At 64.0% G+C, this 15618-nt stretch carries 15 protein-coding genes and 1 tRNA gene; 4 read left to right on the top strand and 12 right to left on the bottom strand.

The window, feature by feature from the left end:
- Positions 1-177: 177 nt before the first annotated feature.
- Both P9230_RS15010 and P9230_RS15005 read left to right on the top strand, forming a co-directional pair.
- Complete coding sequence (locus P9230_RS15010; protein ID WP_127215955.1) at positions 178-1497, top strand: murein L,D-transpeptidase family protein; 1320 nt, start codon at positions 178-180, stop codon at positions 1495-1497.
- A 12-nt stretch (positions 1498-1509) separates the two neighbouring features.
- The gene (locus P9230_RS15005) at positions 1510-1749 is read left to right on the top strand and encodes a sulfurtransferase TusA family protein (RefSeq protein WP_278119712.1); all 240 of its coding nucleotides are present in this window, start codon (positions 1510-1512) and stop codon (positions 1747-1749) included.
- Between the two features lie 19 nt (positions 1750-1768).
- Here P9230_RS15005 and P9230_RS15000 read toward each other — a convergent pair whose 3' ends face one another.
- Together P9230_RS15000 and P9230_RS14995 are read right to left on the bottom strand one after the other, a co-directional pair.
- Entirely contained in the window at positions 1769-2881 is a 1113-nt protein-coding gene (locus P9230_RS15000) for a GTP-binding protein (RefSeq protein ID WP_278119710.1), read from the bottom strand.
- The gene (locus tag P9230_RS14995; RefSeq protein WP_278087981.1) at positions 2878-4050 is read right to left on the bottom strand and encodes a D-alanyl-D-alanine carboxypeptidase family protein; all 1173 of its coding nucleotides are present in this window, start codon (positions 4048-4050) and stop codon (positions 2878-2880) included. Before P9230_RS14995 ends, P9230_RS15000 begins: the two co-directional genes overlap by 4 nt.
- A 215-nt stretch (positions 4051-4265) precedes the next feature.
- Between P9230_RS14995 and P9230_RS14990 the strand changes: the two genes are divergently transcribed.
- Positions 4266-5429 carry a M20 aminoacylase family protein gene (locus P9230_RS14990; RefSeq protein ID WP_278087980.1) on the top strand — a complete coding sequence of 388 codons (1164 nt, stop codon included), beginning with the start codon at positions 4266-4268 and terminating at the stop codon, positions 5427-5429.
- Between the two features lie 99 nt (positions 5430-5528).
- Positions 5529-5605: transfer RNA gene (locus tag P9230_RS14985), tRNA-Arg, on the top strand.
- Between the two features lie 134 nt (positions 5606-5739).
- On the opposite strand, the gene ugpC is transcribed toward P9230_RS14985, so the two are convergent.
- From ugpC to P9230_RS14935, 10 genes are all read right to left on the bottom strand, one after another.
- Positions 5740-6798 (bottom strand): sn-glycerol-3-phosphate ABC transporter ATP-binding protein UgpC, encoded by a 1059-nt coding sequence (ugpC, locus tag P9230_RS14980; protein WP_066990385.1) that lies wholly within the window; start codon positions 6796-6798, stop codon positions 5740-5742.
- Between the two features lie 36 nt (positions 6799-6834).
- Complete coding sequence (locus P9230_RS14975; RefSeq protein WP_082953638.1) at positions 6835-7656, bottom strand: carbohydrate ABC transporter permease; 822 nt, start codon at positions 7654-7656, stop codon at positions 6835-6837.
- Entirely contained in the window at positions 7657-8595 is a 939-nt protein-coding gene (locus P9230_RS14970) for a sugar ABC transporter permease (RefSeq protein WP_278119707.1), read from the bottom strand.
- Positions 8595-9932 carry a sugar ABC transporter substrate-binding protein gene (locus tag P9230_RS14965; RefSeq protein WP_278119705.1) on the bottom strand — a complete coding sequence of 446 codons (1338 nt, stop codon included), beginning with the start codon at positions 9930-9932 and terminating at the stop codon, positions 8595-8597. Before P9230_RS14965 ends, P9230_RS14970 begins: the two co-directional genes overlap by 1 nt.
- A 61-nt stretch (positions 9933-9993) precedes the next feature.
- Positions 9994-10653: a GntR family transcriptional regulator gene (locus P9230_RS14960; RefSeq protein WP_067319209.1), complete on the bottom strand. Its 660-nt coding sequence runs from the start codon at positions 10651-10653 to the stop codon at positions 9994-9996.
- A 22-nt stretch (positions 10654-10675) separates the two neighbouring features.
- A complete protein-coding gene (locus P9230_RS14955; RefSeq protein ID WP_278119702.1) occupies positions 10676-11560 on the bottom strand; it encodes a dihydrodipicolinate synthase family protein in 885 nt (294 codons plus the stop codon).
- 99 nt (positions 11561-11659) lie between these two features.
- On the bottom strand, positions 11660-13048 hold the full coding sequence (gene chrA, locus P9230_RS14950; protein WP_127247144.1) for a chromate efflux transporter: 1389 nt from the start codon (positions 13046-13048) through the stop codon (positions 11660-11662).
- Positions 13045-13863 carry a sulfurtransferase/chromate resistance protein gene (locus tag P9230_RS14945; RefSeq protein ID WP_278119699.1) on the bottom strand — a complete coding sequence of 273 codons (819 nt, stop codon included), beginning with the start codon at positions 13861-13863 and terminating at the stop codon, positions 13045-13047. Before P9230_RS14945 ends, chrA begins: the two co-directional genes overlap by 4 nt.
- A 165-nt stretch (positions 13864-14028) precedes the next feature.
- Positions 14029-14817: a 3-hydroxybutyrate dehydrogenase gene (locus P9230_RS14940; RefSeq protein ID WP_278119697.1), complete on the bottom strand. Its 789-nt coding sequence runs from the start codon at positions 14815-14817 to the stop codon at positions 14029-14031.
- A 173-nt stretch (positions 14818-14990) separates the two neighbouring features.
- A complete protein-coding gene (locus P9230_RS14935; protein WP_066990416.1) occupies positions 14991-15524 on the bottom strand; it encodes a TetR/AcrR family transcriptional regulator in 534 nt (177 codons plus the stop codon).
- Positions 15525-15618: the final 94 nt, after the last annotated feature.

The following is a 15618-nucleotide window of genomic DNA, read 5'->3' as shown; positions in this document are numbered from 1 at the left end:
ACAATTTCGCCACAAAAATGCCGCCGCATTCGGCTCAATGAAAATATCCGCGAGGGGTTGGCTATTGCTTGCGGTAAGGAATTTTCAAGGTTAACGGGCTTACGGTCCATTGGTGTTGAGCCTGCGGGCCGGCCATGCCGAGGCCGTTGGCCTGAGAGAAAAGACAAAGCCGTATCGATGTTTGCCAAGCTTGCCCGCACCGGAGTCCTTGTCGCCGCGATAGGCATCGCCGGCTGCAATGATTCGTCGATGAAGGATTTTGCGCCGGAGGCCAACAAGCCCCTGCCGGATAAGATCCTCGCCGACATGAAGGCCAAGGGTATGGTGCGCACCTCCTCGGTGATGGCGCGCATCTTCAAGGAAGAAGGCAAGCTGGAGATCTGGAAGGCCAAGACCAACGGCCGCTACGATCTCGTCGCCAGCTACGACATCTGCAAATGGTCGGGCAAGCTCGGCCCCAAATACACCGAGGGCGACCGCCAGGCGCCGGAAGGCTTCTACACGGTGCGTCCGTCGCAGATGAACCCGCGCTCGAACTACCATCTGTCCTTCAACATCGGCTATCCCAACGCCTATGACAGGGCCAACGGCCGCACCGGCTCCAATTTGATGGTGCACGGCGCCTGCTCCTCGTCCGGCTGCTATTCGATGACCGATGCCCAGATCGAGCAGATCTATGCTTTCGGCCGCGATGCCTTCCAGGGCGGCCAGACCGAGTTCCAGATCCAGGCCTTCCCGTTCCGCATGACCGCCGCCAACATGGCGCGCTACCGCAACGACCCGAACTACGAGTTCTGGAAGATGCTGAAGGTCGGCTACGACAATTTCGAGATCACCAAGGTGCCGCCGAAAGTCGACGTCTGCGAGAAGCGCTACGTCTTCAATCAGGCAGCGCCCGAAGGCGCCACTTTCGACCCGACAGGCCCCTGCCCGGCAATGACGCAGCCTGATTCGTTGAAAACGGCCTACGCCGACTACGAAAAGCGCTACGACGCCGCGTTCAACGCCGCGGTCAAGGGAAGCATACTACCGCCTAAGCCGGCCATCGCCGGCATCAAGGAAGCCAGCATCGTTTCCGACTGGTCCAAGCGCCGCGCCCGCGGCGAGCGCGTGCCGATCGACCCGCCGTCGATGAATGCCGACGGCTCGGTAACCGAGACGACGCGCATGGGCCGCATCGATTCCCCGCTCGGCCGCAAGATGGCCGCGCTCGACGCGGAGAAGGAGGCCAAGCGCAAGGCCGAGGAGCAGCGGCTTGCGGCGATCGAGGCGGCCAAGGCCGCGAAGGCGCAAGCGCAGGCTGAAAAGGCAGCCGCCAAGGCGCAGGCTCTGGCCGAAAAGGAAGCCGCCAAGCAGGCGGCTCAGCAGCCGGTGGTCACCGCGGGCGTCGAGGCGGCTTCCGCGCAACCGGCGCCGGAAACGCAGCAGGCGGCAAGTGCCGACGAAGGCACGGTCTCGAAGCTGAAGAAGAAACTGCTCGGCATGTTCGGCGGCTGAGATTTCTCGATCTTGGCCGGATCCGCCGCTACCTACGATCTGAAGGGGCTGAACTGCCCGCTGCCGGTGCTGAAGGCGCGCAAGCGTCTGGCCGCGATGCGGCCTGGCAGCCGTCTGTGGCTGGAAACCACCGACCCGCTGGCCGTGATCGACATTCCGGCCTTCTGCGCCGATGCCGGCCACCAATTGATCGAGACGGCGGCGATCGACGGCGGCCATCGCTTCCTGGTTGAGCGCGGCGGCGCGGCATAGGCCAATCGGACCTCTGCAGCTACAGCCCGGCGATCGCCAGCGGATTGGCCTCGAGCGCCGCCCGGTCGGGCGTGTCGATCGACGGCTTGTTGGTGAAGGCGGAAAACAGCCGCTGGAGATAATCTTCCGGCATGTCGAGCGTGATCAGCACCAGCCGCGTGCCGCGCTGTCCGTCGGGCCACGACGGCAGCCTGGCCGGCGGATGCAGGATCTTCTGCACGCCGTGGATCACCAGCGGCCGCGACGGATCCTCCTGAAGTTCGATGACGCCCTTCATGCGCAGCAGTTTCTCGCCATGCGTCGAGCGCAACAAATCGAGGAACATCTCGATCGCCGAGAACGGCACCGGCCCGTCATGGACGAGCGAGTGGGAGCGCACGCGGCCGTCGTGGCGGTGATCATGATGATGGGAGCCGTGTTCATGACCGTCATCATGGTGATGATGATGATGCGCCGCCTCCTCTCCGAGCCAGCGCCGCACGTCGGCGCTCTTGGTCTCGGGATTGTAGAGGCCGCAATCGAAAAGCGACGCTGCCCCGGTAGCGGGACCATTGAGGTCGAGCAGGACCGCGCTCGGATTTATCTGATGAAGTCGCGCCCGCAGGGCCTCGACGTCGCTTGCCTCGGCGAGATCGGTCTTGGTCAGCACGATGCGGTCGGCGACGGCCGCCTGCTTCACCGCTTCGACATGGTTATCGAGCGTGGCCGCCCCGTTGACGCCGTCGACCAGCGTGATGACGCCGTCGAGCCGGAAAGCCTGCACCAGCGCCGGATGCGCCATGATCGACTGCAGCACCGGTGCAGGATCGGCAAGGCCGGTGGTTTCGACCACGACGCGCGCCAGCCTGGCGATGCGTCCGGTCTGCAGCCGGTCGACGAGGTCGGCCAGCGTATCGACGAGTTCGCCGCGCACCGTGCAGCAAAGGCAGCCGTCGGAAAGCTGGATGATGCCGTCTGAGGCTTGCTCGACGAGCAGATGGTCGATCGCCACCTCGCCGAACTCGTTGATGATGACGGCAGTGTCGGCAAGCGCCGGATCCTTGAGCAACCGGTTGAGCAGCGTCGTCTTGCCGGCCCCGAGAAAGCCGGTGAGCACCGAGACGGGTATGGGAAAGCCGCTGCGCCCGGTCACGGCGAGTTTGCCGCCTTGGCCGGCTGATCCCCCTGCGCTGCAGCGGCAGCGGTTGCGGCGGGTGTGGCGCCGGCCGGCAGAGGCTTGTCGGGCCGCCAACTGGGCAGCGGCACATCGGCATAGTTCTGATCGGTCTGGTCGACGAAAGCCTTGGGCGCCGGCCCGGTGGCCCCGCCAAGGCCGACCGCGATCAGCGTCGGGTGATCGAGTTTCACCTGATAGGGCGATTTGGCCTTGTCCTTGGCGGCGACGGCAGGCGCTGCCTCCGACTGCTGTTCCTTCGGCTTCTTCTTGCAGATGTCGTCCTGCAGGTCGTTGGGCGACAGCGTGTCGCCATAGGGCTTGAGCGCCGCGAGCGTCGTCGACCCGGCCGCCGGAGCGTCAAAACCCTGGTCGAGCAGCTTCGCCGCCGCTTCGGCGCGGCTGATGGCGGATTTTTCGCCGAGCACCACGGCAACCAGTGTGCGGCCATCGCGCGTCGCCGAGCCGATCATGTTGAAGCCCGAGGAGCAGACGAAGCCGGTTTTCATCCCGTCGGCGCCGGGATAGCGCCCGATCAGCAGATTGTAGTTCGGGATCGCCTTCTTACCGACGGCAAGGCCCTCGATGGAGAACCACGGCGCATATTGCGGGAAGTCGTTGCGAAGCGCCGTCACCAGGACGGCAAGGTCGCGCGCGGTCGTGTACTGGTCCGGCGAGAACAGCCCATTCGGGTTGACGAAATGCGTTCCGACCATGCCGAGCCTGGCGGCCTCGGCATTCATGCGGTCGGCGAAGGCGGCCTGCGATCCGCCGATGTTCTCGCCGACGGCCATGGCGATGTCGTTGGCCGACTTGACCAGCATCATCTTCAGCGCATTGTCGAGCCGCATGACCGATCCGGGCTTGAAGCCCATCTTGCTCGGCGGCTCGCCGGCCGAATGTTTCGTCACCTTGATCGGCGAATCGAGCGCCACCTCGCCGGCGGCGATCGCCCGGAACGTCACATAGGCCGTCATCAGCTTGCTCAGCGAGGCCGGGTACCAGCGCTTGAAGGCGTCCTGATGCTCCAGCACCTTGCCGCTCTTCAGGTCGAACAGCACCACCGGATTGGCGCGCGCAGTGCCGGAAAGCATCGGCAGCGCCAGCGCCCCCGCAAGCAATAGGTTGAGGAAATGCCTTTGCCGCATGATCAATTCCGAAATCGCCTCTTGCCGTAGTTGCCGCTGGCTCCGTAAGATTTCGCTGCGCGATGGCCAGCATACTGCGGACCGACCCTCGACTCCGGGCCGCATTATGCGGTGCTATTTACCCTATGTGACGTCAAAATGGCAAAGCGCCAGACGATCACACTTGCCGGGCAGCGGCCCTGAATTGCCTGCCCCAACAAAGAAATGGAACGATTATGCCAATTCTCAACCGTGCCGCGGAAATGCAGGAAGAAGTCGCGGGCTGGCGGCGCCATCTGCACCAGACGCCGGAACTGAACTTCGACGTTTTCCAGACCGCCGCCTTCGTCACCGACAAGCTGCAGGCTTTCGGTTGCGACGAGGTTGTGACCGGCCTCGGCAAAACCGGCGTCGTCGGCATCATCCGCGGCCGTAAGGGCGAGGGTCCGGCCATCGGCCTGCGCGCCGACATGGACGCTTTGCCGATCAACGAGATCACCGGCAAGCCTTACGCGTCGAGCGTTCCCGGCAAAATGCATGCCTGCGGCCATGACGGCCACACCGCCATGCTGCTCGGCGCAGCCAAATACCTCGCCGAAACGCGCAATTTCGTCGGCTCCGTGGCGGTGATCTTCCAGCCCGCCGAGGAAGGCGGCGGCGGCGGCAACGAAATGGTCAAGGACGGCATGATGGAACGCTTCGGCATCTCGAAGGTGTTCGGCATGCATAACATGCCCGGCCTGCCCGTCGGCGAGTTCGCCATCAAGCCCGGCCCGATCATGGCGGCGACCGCCGAATTCACCATCACCGTCAAGGGGCATGGCGGCCATGCGGCGATGCCGCATGCCACGATCGACCCGATCGTAATTACCAGCCACTTGGTGAGCGCTTTGCAAACCATTGCTTCACGCAGCACCGATCCGGTCGAGGCCGTCGTCGTGTCGGTGACCAAATTCCATGCCGGCGATGCCTACAACGTCATACCGGAAAAAGCCGAGATCGCGGGCACGGTGCGCACGCTGAAAAAGGAAGTGGCCAGGAAAGCGGAGGAGAAAATCCGCGCCATTTGCGCTGGCCTGGCATCAGCCTTCGGCGCGACGATCGAGGTCGACTACGACCCCAACTATCCCGTCACTTTCAACCATCCGGAAGAGACGGCCTTCGCCAGCGATATTGCCGCCGGCGTCGCCGGCGACGCGAATGTCCACCGCGCCATCCAGCCGGTGATGGGCGGTGAGGATTTTTCCTACATGCTGGAAGCGCGCCCCGGCGCCTTCATCTTCATCGGCAACGGCGACACCGCCGGCCTTCACCATCCGGCCTATGACTTCAACGACGAGGTCATCCCGCACGGCATGAGCTATTGGGTGAGGTTGGTGGAGACGGCGCTGGCCGCCTGACCGCTTTGCACGGAGGCGACCTTCCCGGCCGATTGCCGCCGATCGGCCGGTAACGCCTCTTGGCGAACCGGCCCGAAGCGTTTATGTGTCGGGCCGCGTGGTCCCGTAGCTCAGTAGGATAGAGCGGCAGATTCCTAATCTGTAGGTCACAGGTTCGATTCCTGTCGGGATCACCAACTAAATCAAAGGGTTGGCTGACTTTTGCAATGCTCCCATGTTGCATTTTCTTGCAACTGGGCTCCCGTTGCTTTCCGTTCGCTCGAATCTCAAGCACTCCCTGGCCGCCGCGGTGAGAGCGCGGGCAGGGCAATCAGATGCGCCGGCCGGTTTTGGCGTCGAACAGGTGCGCCGAGGCGCGGTCGATCTCGATCCGCACGCTCTCGCCTTGCTTCAGCGCTAGCCGCTCGCGGAAAAGGCAGGAGATCACCTCTCCGCCGCAGTCGACCGTGGCGAAGATTTCCGAGCCGGTCGCCTCCATGAGCGTGACTGTGCCGGAGAGACCCTGGCCGGTCGCCCGGATATGCTCGGGACGAATGCCGTAGACCAGTTCCCTTCCCGCGGCTTCGCTCGGCCGGATGCCTTGCGGTAGCGGCAACGTCAGCCCACCGGCACTGCGGAAGATGCCCTCCTCGATGTGGCCGTGGATGAAGTTCATGGCCGGCGAGCCGATGAAGCCGGCAACGAACAGATTGGCCGGCCGGTCGTAGAGATCGAGCGGCGCGCCGATTTGCTCGACCAGACCGTCGTGCAGCACGACGATCTTGTCGGCCATGGTCATCGCCTCGATCTGGTCGTGCGTGACATAGATGGTGGTGGTGCCGAGCCGCTGATGCAGCGCCTTGATCTCGCCGCGCATCTGCACGCGCAATTTGGCGTCGAGATTGGAGAGCGGCTCGTCGAACAGAAACACCTGCGGGTCGCGCACGATGGCGCGGCCCATGGCGACGCGCTGGCGCTGGCCGCCGGAAAGCTGGCGCGGATAGCGGTCGAGCAGCTTTTCCAGGCCGAGAATGCCGGCTGCCCGCTTCACCCGGCTCGCGGTATCGGCCGGATCGGCTTTCTTGATCTTGAGCGCGAAGCCCATATTGTCCGCCACCGTCATGTGCGGGTAGAGCGCGTAGTTCTGGAACACCATCGCGATGTTGCGGTCCCGTGCCCTGAGGTTGTTCACGGTGCGCTCGCCGATTGCGATCTTTCCGGCCGAGATCGTTTCCAGCCCCGCGATCATGCGCAGCAGCGTCGACTTTCCGCAGCCCGACGGTCCGACCAGGATGACGAACTCGCCATCGGCGATATCGACGCTGACATCGTGGATGATCCGAGTGGCTCCGAAAGCCTTCTGCACGTTGTTGATGCTTACCGATGCCATTGCGTATCTCCGAAAGAATGAGGGCGGATCAGGCGCTCAGCCACCCTTGACCGCGCCGGCGGTCAGCCCGGCGACGATCTGCCGTTGCGCGAACATGGTCAGCACCAGCACCGGCAGCGTCACCACCAGCGCGGCGGCGGCGAGCGGCCCCCAGCTCACCTGCTCGTAGGACAGCATGTTGTAGACCGCGACCGGCAATGTCCGCGTCTCGCGGCTGGCGAGCACCACGCCGAAGACGAAGTTGTTCCACGAGAAGATGATCGACAGGATGAAGGCGACGACGATGCCGGGCTTGGCGATCGGCAGCGCGACCAGGCGAAACACCTGCCACGAACTGGCGCCGTCGATGTTGGCGGCCTCCTCCAATTCCATCGGCGTCGTCTCGAAATAGCCGATCATCACCCAGACCACGATCGGCACCGTCACCACCAGATGGATGATGATCTGCGGCCAGAGCGTGCCGAGGATGCCCAGCCACTGAAACAGGAGGAACAGCGGGATGAGATAGGAAAGCCCGGGCGTCATGCGGGCGATCATGATGACGATCGCCGAGCGTTCCGCCTTGAGCCTGGCGATGCCATAGCCGGCCGGCACTCCGATCAGCAGCGCCAGCAGCGTCGCCGTGCCGGTCACCAGCACCGAGTTCCACAGATAGAGCAGGAAATTGTTCTCCTCGAACACCTTTGCGTAGTTCGACCAAGCGAAGCGCTCCGGGATCAGGATCGGCGGATAAGCGCCGTTGTCGATCTCGAACTTCAGCGACAGCGAGATCATCCAGAGGAAGAACAGGATCGCCGGCGAGACCAGCACCAGCGCCGCGAAGAACAGGCCTATCTTGTTGAGCAGCCGCGAGCTCACCTATTTGCCCTCCGTGTCGACCCATTGCGAGCGCTGGCGCAGCATCAGGAGGATGAAGGACAGGGCCACGATGACGATGAAGAACACCACCGCCATGGCCGAGCCGTAGCCCATGTCGTAATAGGAGAAGGCGGTGTTGTAGAGATAGATGTTGATTGTTTCCGATGCCGTGCCCGGCCCACCTTGGGTCATCGCGTAGATGATATCGAAGCTCTTGAGCGCATCGATCGTGCGGATGATGACCGCGATCATCAGAAACGGCGCGATCATCGGCAAGGTGAGGTAGCGGAACTGCTGCCAGGCATTGGCGCCGTCGATCTCGGCGCTTTCGAACGGCTCGCGCGGCACGGATGCCAGCCCACCCAGCACGATCAGCATCACCAGCGGCGTCCACTGCCAGGTCTCCACCGCGACCAGCGAAGGAATGACGGTGTTGGCGTTGAAGATCCACTCCTGCGCCGGAATGCCGACCAGCGACAGGAGATAGTTGAGCACGCCGAGCTGCGGATGGAACATCATGGTCCAGACCAATGCCACGGCGACGGGTGTGGCCATCATCGGCATCACGAAGACGCCGCGCAGCAGACCGCGCAAGGCAAACCTGGCGTCGAAGATGAGCGCGGCGACGGTACCGAAAAACATCGGCGCGACCACCGACAGGAAAGTATAGATCAAGGTATGCCAAAGCGATTCCCAGAACCGCGGATCGCTCGCCAGGCGCAGATAATTTTCCATCCTGGCAAAGCTTCGCGACTGGCCGAGCGTCCAGCTGTTGACGCTCATCCACAACGTGAAGGCCCAGGGAAAGACGATCACGGCGCCGACGACGACGAGCGCAGGAATGACGAAAGGCCAGTAGTTTGGAGCCAGCCGGATCGGCTGGCTCTCTTCGACGGCTTGCGTCGTCACCCCTGCGCGTTCCGGGGCGATGGCGGACATCAGCCTTGCTCGCTCCTGTCGAGAACCGGCTGGAACTGATCGGTGGCCTTCTTCAGTTCGTCGGCGGGATCGGCGCCGGCGATCATGTTGGTCAGCGCCACGCCATAGATGTCCCGGAACTCGGTGACCGGGATGATGACCGGCAGCGCCAGCCGGCTGATATTGCCTGAGCCGACCACGGCATCCAGCCAGCTCGGCGGCATGGTGACGCCTTCGCGCACCTTGGGGTCTTCCAGCACCGACTTGCGGAACGGCACGCCGGCGCCGGCCTGCAGCAGGCGCGCGCCCATGGCCGGAGAGACCGCCCACTGGCAGAACAGATAGGCCGCTTCCTTCTTCGCGCTGGCGGACGTGACACCGATGCCGTCGCCGAACGTGCCTGCGGCATGCGCCTTGGGTCCCTTCGGCATGACGCCATAGCCGACCTTGCCGACCACCCGCGACTTCTCCGGATTTTCCATCGGCGGTGCGAAGCCCACGCCATCGAACCACATGCCGATCTTGCCCTGCAGGAAGGCGGATTGCGCCTCGGCCCAGTTGAAGCCGGTGACGCCGGTAGGCGCGGCCTTGGTCATCAGCCGCTGGTAGAGGGCGGCAGCCTCGATCGCCTCCGGCGAGGTGGTGCGCAGCTTGCCGTCGCTGCCGAGCGGCGTCATGTCGTAGCCGAGCATCAGAGACGTCCACACCGGCGTGTTGGCGTTCTTGAGACCGCGTGCGACGAAACCGAAGGTGTTGCTTGAGGGATCCGTCAGCGCTTCAGCGGCGGCCACCAGCTGCTCGAAGCTCTCGGGATATTTTATACCTTTGGCGTCGAACAGCTCCTTGTTCCAGTAGAGGATCCAGTAGTCGACCGAGAACGGCAGCGAGCGCAGCACACCCTGGCCGTCCTTGGCGAACTGGATGCCCGCCTCGGCGAAGTCGCTTTCGGTCAGCCCGGGATCGGTGAGGCCCGGATCGGCAACGAAGCCGGAAATGTCGGCCAGCCAGCCGCCCTTCTCGAACTGGCGCTTCTGCACATGGTAGCTCAGATGCACGACGTCGAAGCTCGGCTTGCCGGAGCTGAGCTCGATCACCGTCTTCTGGCGCTGCTGCTGTTCGGGTGTCGCCTCGGCATTGACCTTGATGCCGGTCAGCTCCTCGAACTCCGCGAGATTCTTCAGGATGGTGTCGCTGCGCGGGCTCTTGACTAGGTTGACGTCGAGCGTCGTGCCGGCAAAGCGCTTCCAGTCGACGCCCGCGGCGAAGCTCGGACGAAGACCGACGAGGCCGGTGGCGGCGAGAGCCGCGGTTCCCTGGAGCAGCTGCCTTCTAGTTGGACTGAATGGATTGGACGACATTTCTTCCTCCCGGTTGTCGTTGTCGATTACGCCACGACGATTGCGGCGCGGTTCTGCTTCCTCAAATCTGCAGCGCCAGCCGGCGCGCATTGTCGATGTGCTGGCTGATCGCCTCGACCGCCATCTGCGGATCGCGTTTCTCCAGGGCCTCGATCACCGCAAGATGCTCGCGCATGACCGGCACGACGCGACCGTCGATGCGGAACCGCTCCTGATGGATGAGCCGGATCTTCACCGAATTTACCAGATAGGCCTTGGCGATGATCTCGTTGCCCAACGCGCTGATGAAGGTGTCATGCATAGCCCAGTCGATGTTCTGGGCCTTGGCTTCCATTTCGGGGGTCGGGGTCTGCGCCAGCGCTTGGGCGAGCATGTCCTCGTGCTCGCGCCTCAGACCCGCAATCTCGGCGTCGGGCGCGTTGACGGCAAACAGCGCGACCGCCTCGCGCTCCATGAACAGGCGGAACTGGAAAGCCTCTCGGATCAGGCTGATGTCGATATGCGCGATCTGCATGCCGCGTTGCGGTATGGTGGTCAGCAGTCCCTCGGCCTCGAGCCGCGGCACGATCTCGCGGATGGCTCCGAGCGGCAGGCCGGTGAAGGCGACCAGCTCGCGCTGCGAAACGAACTGGCCGGGCCTGAGGTCGCGGGCCAGCAGATGCCGCGTGAAGCTGGCATAGGCCTTCTCCCTGAGGGTTGCCGGTTCGCTCGTGTCGTCCATGCCGATCAGCGCCCTCCCCGGTTCAGGCTGCCTGTGTCGCAAACAGCCTGTCGTAAGCGGCGCCAAGCTGCTGCCGTTCATGCAAGGCTACCGGCTCGAGCGGCGGCCGAACCGTCAGCCAGCGTTCGTCGCCGGTCTGGCGCGCCACCATGGCCTTCACCGCCGGGATGACCGGATGCCGGAGCAGTTCGAGGACGAAGCTTTCCACGCGGGAGTCGTCGCGTCTGCTCTCGATCATGGCGCGCAGTTCGCCGGCGACGAAATTGGCCATGCCGGAAATCGCGCCCTGGCCGCCGATCCGCACCGCCGGCGCCAGATGCCGTTCGTCGCCGATGAGGATGATCAGGTCGCCATGCGTCTTGAGCAGCGCTTCGCTGTAGCCCCAGTCTCCACCGGAATCCTTGACCCCGGCGACCACGCCCGGATACGCCTTGCGAAGCCGGCCGATCAGGTCGAGCGACAGCTGCACCGTCGTGACCGAGGGGATGTTGTAGAGCAGCATGCCGCGGGCCAGCGGACCGAGCGCGGCGAACACGGCGCCGAACCAGCCGAACAACCCGTCGTCACCGACATTCTTGAAATAGCTCGGCGGCGCCAGAAGGATGTTGCGGGCGCCGCGCTGCAACGCCTGGCGGCACTGCTCGGCAGCGTCCTCCGCCGCATCGACCAGCACGCCTGCAACAAGTTGGTCGGCGGATATGCCCGCCGCAAGCATGGCATCGATGACCGCCTGCCGCTCCGCCGTACCGACGGAAGCGCCTTCGCCGGTGGTGCCGAACAGCGTTACGCTGCTGCAGCCAGCATCGAGACAGGCCTTAGCATGCTCGGTCATCAGCGGAACGGCGATCCGCCCGGCTGCATCAAAGGGCGTTGTGAGCGCAACCGACAGACCAAAGCGCGAACCCACCTGCAATTCTCCATTCATCAATCCGCGAGCAGGCGTAGCATACTGACATGTTAGTTGTAAACATAGCTCCGATCACGCTTGGCTGCGGCTGGAAACAATTCACAATGCCTGTAGAGCCAGTCCCGCCAGCGCGGATGCCGCGAGCGTCGGCAGCATGCCGGCCTTCAGCCTGAGCATGGCGACCATCGCCGCCGCCGACAGCAGCGCCGCGCGCCAGTCGAGCGAGGAAACGACCGGAACCTCGACGCCCCAGCCGACGCTCTCGACTTTGCCGAAGACGACATGCAGCGCGAACCACAGCGCAAGGTTCATCACCACGCCGACGACCGCTGCCGTTATCGCACCGAGCGCCGCCGACAACGCCTTGTTCTGCCGCAGCTGCTCGATGTAGGGCGCGCCGAGGAATATCCAGAAGAAGCAGGGCGCAAAGGTAGCCCAGAGCGTCAGCGCCGCCCCCAGCGACCCTGCAAGCAGAGGGCTGAGCGTACCCGCATGGCGATAGGCGGCGGCGAAGCCGACGAATTGCAGCACCAGGATCAGCGGTCCGGGCGTCGTCTCGGCAAGTCCGAGCCCGTCGACCATTTCTCCGGGCGAAAGCCAGCCGAACGAGGTCACCGCGGCTTGCGCGACATAGGCAAGAACCGCATAGGCGCCGCCAAAGGTGACGACCGCCATCAGGCTGAAGAAGCCGCCGATCTGCGCCCATACGCTCCCCGGCCCTGCCAGCACGGCGATCAGCGCCACCGGTCCGAGCCAGATCGGCAGCCAGATGGCGATGGTCCGGGCTGCGTGCCATTTGGTCGGCACGGTGTGGCCGAGCTCGCCGCGCTCGAACATCAGGTCGACCACGCCGCCTCTGTCGGCGGCGGCGTTGCCCTTGCCATGCGCCGAACCCGAAAACAGCCCGGGTGCAAAGTGATTGCCGACCCAGCCAATGAGTCCCGCCGCAAGCACGATCAGTGGAAACGGCAGCTTGAGGACATAGATGGCAAGAAAGGCCGCCACCGCGATGGCCACCATGACCCGGTTCTTCAGCGCCCTCTTGCCGATGCGGATCACCGCTTCGACGACGACCGCCAGCACCGCCGCCTTGATGCCGAAGAACAGCGCCTCGATGACCGGCGCGTCGTTGTAGAGCATGTAGAAACTGCTCAGGGCAAGCATGACCAGTGCGCCCGGGAGCACGAACAATGTCCCGGCGACAAGGCCGCCGGCCGTCCGGTGCAGCAGCCAGCCGATATAGACGGCAAGCTGCTGCGCCTCGGGACCCGGAAGAAGCATGCAGTAGTTCAGAGCATGCAGGAACCGCTCCTCGCCGATCCAGCGGCGCTCCTCGACCAGTTCCTTGTGCATCAGGGCGATCTGCCCAGCCGGCCCGCCGAAAGAGAGCAGGCCGATCTTGGCCCACAGCCGCGTCGCATCACTGAAGGTCGGCACAGCCGGGACATCGGCCGGCTGCTCGGCGCTGTCCTTGGCAAGCACGGTCATTGTTGCTTACCCCCGGCCGGCCAGTTATGCGTCTCGTCCGTGGCGTCGCGGCACCAGCGGAAGAAAGCGTCATAGAGCAGCATGCCGGCTTCGAGCTGTTCCAGGTCGTCGCGGAACATGCGCGACAGGCCGAGCGACGCGGCGAGGAACCCGGCAGCCTGCGGCACCAGGTCGAGACGCGCTGTATCCGCGCCGCGCACGATCAGCGCCAGACGATCGAGCGCCTCGGTGCGCAGGCCGAACTCCTCAATCATCGTGTCGAAGGTGCAATGATCGCCGCGATGGCTCCAGAACACGCCTTCGATGTCGAAGGGCACCGCGGCGAAGCGATCCGCCACCAGGGGCACCTCGGCCGGGTCGACGAACAGGAACACGGCGCCAGGATCGACAAATCGTCGGATCAGCCAGGGGCAGGCGATGCGATCGACCTTCGGCCGGGAACGCGTGACCCATACGGTGCGACCCTTCCCATCGCGAGGCGGAATTGCGTCGGCCGCGACTAACGGCGCCTTGACGGCGGCCCAGGCCGCGAAACCGCCTTCCAACGATTCCGCCGGAATGCCCTCGTGGCGCAGCCACGCGGCAACGCCTTGCGAGAGCTTCTCTCCGCGCTGGCAGATGACCACGACCTTGGATCCGGAGAAGTCGGCCGCCCAGGTCGAGACGGTTCTGAAGTCGCGTCGGTAAGAAGCCGGCAGCAGCTGCGGATCGGCTTGAAAGTCGTCGTCGATGCGTACGTCGACGAGACGAGGTGCATCCGGCAGGCCGACCAGTCGGGCAAGCTGCGGCACTGTGATCTGAGTTGTTGACGGCATGGCGTCCACCTCCTGAACGAAGAGAGTTTGGACGCGATCGTTGGGCTGACGCCTCACGGGGTCGTCGCGGGGAACCCCTTAGCCAGGATGCTGGAACGCTCCCCTGCGATTGTCAAGAATTCTTGTCGAGGAAGGCGCGGCCCGCACCTTCTTTGGAGGCTGCACTTACTGCGCCGTCCAACCGCCATCCATCGGCAGGGTTGTGCCGGTCATCTGCTTGGCCGCATCCGAGCACAGGAACAGCGCCAGTGCCGCCAATTCCTCAACGCTGACGAACTCTTTGGTCGGCTGCGCGGCAAGCAGCACATCGTGCTTGACCTGTTCCTCGGTCATGCCACGCGCCTTCATCGTGTCGGGGATCTGCTTCTCGACCAGCGGCGTCCAGACATAACCGGGCGCGATCGCATTGACGGTGATGCCATCCTGCGCGACTTCCAGCGCCACCGTCTTGGTCAGACCTGCAATCCCGTGCTTGGCAGAGACATAGGCCGACTTGAACGGCGAGGCGACCAACGCATGGGCCGAAGCCGTGTTGATGATGCGGCCCCATTTGCGGCTTTTCATGCCCGGCAGCGCCGCCTTGATGGCATAGAAGGCGGCAAGCAGGTTGATGCGGATGATCGCCTCCCACTTGTCGTCGGGGAACTCGTCGATCGGCGCGACATGCTGGATACCGGCATTGTTGACCAGGATGTCGAGGCTGCCGAACGCCTCCTCGGCCTCGCGGATCATGGCGGTGACCGCCGCGCCGTCCATCATGTTGGCGCCGGAGTAGCGGCACTTGACGCCGAAATCCCTCTCGATGCCGGCGCGCTCCCTTTCGATCGCCGCGGCATCGCCCAGGCCGTTGATGGTGACGTTGGCGCCCTCGGCGGCAAAGGCGCGGGCGATTGCAAGGCCGATGCCGCTGGTCGAGCCAGTGACGAGCGCATTCTTGGAAGACAGGGAACCCATGGCAGATCTCGCACGTGGAGGGAGGGACTGTTGAAGCACATAGTTTGTGCGTCGCAACATAACAATGCCATGCCCGTATTTCGGTGCGATACAATGTTGTGATGCAGTTCGCAGCGACAGGAAGCTGGCGGTCCTAGGGCGGTCTTTGCCGCCGCTGATGTGAGGCCTGCGACCTATCCGGCTATCTTGAGCAGCGAGGAAACGAGGAGCTTGTGCTCCTGCTGCGACAGCACGTCTGAATCGAAAAGATTCATGCTGCGCAGCCCCTCGATGGCGAGGAAACAAACCAGCAGCGAGCCGAGGTCGTCCGTTTCCCCCTTCAGCCGTTCGAACAGCTGCCGCTTGAAGGCTTTGATCGGCGTCAGGAATTCCGGATCCTCGGCGATCGCGGAGAACATCCAGGAGGCCGAAGGTTTCGGCTTCTCGCAATCATCGGCCGAGAGCCGTATGTAGGCCGCGAGCGCGCTTTCATCGCTTGCCTCGGCCGTGCGTTCTTCGAGCGCCTGCTCGAAAGCATTGAGGTAATTCTCGACCAGCCCCTGCATCAGCTTGGCCTTGGTCGGGAAATTGTAGAGCAGACCGCCCTTCGACACGCCGGCCCGATTCGCGATGGCGTCGAGCGACAGGCTTCCCGGGCCCGCCTCGCGCGCCACGTCGGCTGCCGCTGCAAGTATCCTGTCGCGCGAGTTTGCCCTGCGAGCTTTCATCACGCCTTCCCTTACATTAGGCCTTGTGGAATTGACAAGACCGTCCAGACGGTACAGTAAGGCGCCCGCAATTTGAAATCGGGATTTATCGTCG

It is taken from the genome of Mesorhizobium sp. WSM4887, from assembly GCF_029625865.1.
Taxonomy (GTDB): Bacteria; Pseudomonadota; Alphaproteobacteria; order Rhizobiales; family Rhizobiaceae; genus Mesorhizobium.
The sequence above is the reverse complement of the archived record's forward strand: the minus strand, read 5'-3'. Positions and strand labels throughout refer to the sequence as shown.

Coding starts and splice junctions, on each gene's coding strand:
- P9230_RS14960 (WP_067319209.1), bottom strand. CDS start 10,653: ATGGACGACACGAGCGAACCGGCAACCCTCAGGGAGAAGGCCTATGCC.
- P9230_RS14945 (WP_278119699.1), bottom strand. CDS start 13,863: ATGCCGTCAACAACTCAGATCACAGTGCCGCAGCTTGCCCGACTGGTC.
- P9230_RS15010 (WP_127215955.1), top strand. CDS start 178: ATGTTTGCCAAGCTTGCCCGCACCGGAGTCCTTGTCGCCGCGATAGGC.
- P9230_RS14935 (WP_066990416.1), bottom strand. CDS start 15,524: ATGAAAGCTCGCAGGGCAAACTCGCGCGACAGGATACTTGCAGCGGCA.
- P9230_RS14965 (WP_278119705.1), bottom strand. CDS start 9,932: ATGTCGTCCAATCCATTCAGTCCAACTAGAAGGCAGCTGCTCCAGGGA.
- ugpC (WP_066990385.1), bottom strand. CDS start 6,798: ATGGCATCGGTAAGCATCAACAACGTGCAGAAGGCTTTCGGAGCCACT.
- P9230_RS14995 (WP_278087981.1), bottom strand. CDS start 4,050: ATGCGGCAAAGGCATTTCCTCAACCTATTGCTTGCGGGGGCGCTGGCG.
- P9230_RS14970 (WP_278119707.1), bottom strand. CDS start 8,595: ATGTCCGCCATCGCCCCGGAACGCGCAGGGGTGACGACGCAAGCCGTC.
- P9230_RS14990 (WP_278087980.1), top strand. CDS start 4,266: ATGCCAATTCTCAACCGTGCCGCGGAAATGCAGGAAGAAGTCGCGGGC.
- chrA (WP_127247144.1), bottom strand. CDS start 13,048: ATGACCGTGCTTGCCAAGGACAGCGCCGAGCAGCCGGCCGATGTCCCG.
- P9230_RS14940 (WP_278119697.1), bottom strand. CDS start 14,817: ATGGGTTCCCTGTCTTCCAAGAATGCGCTCGTCACTGGCTCGACCAGC.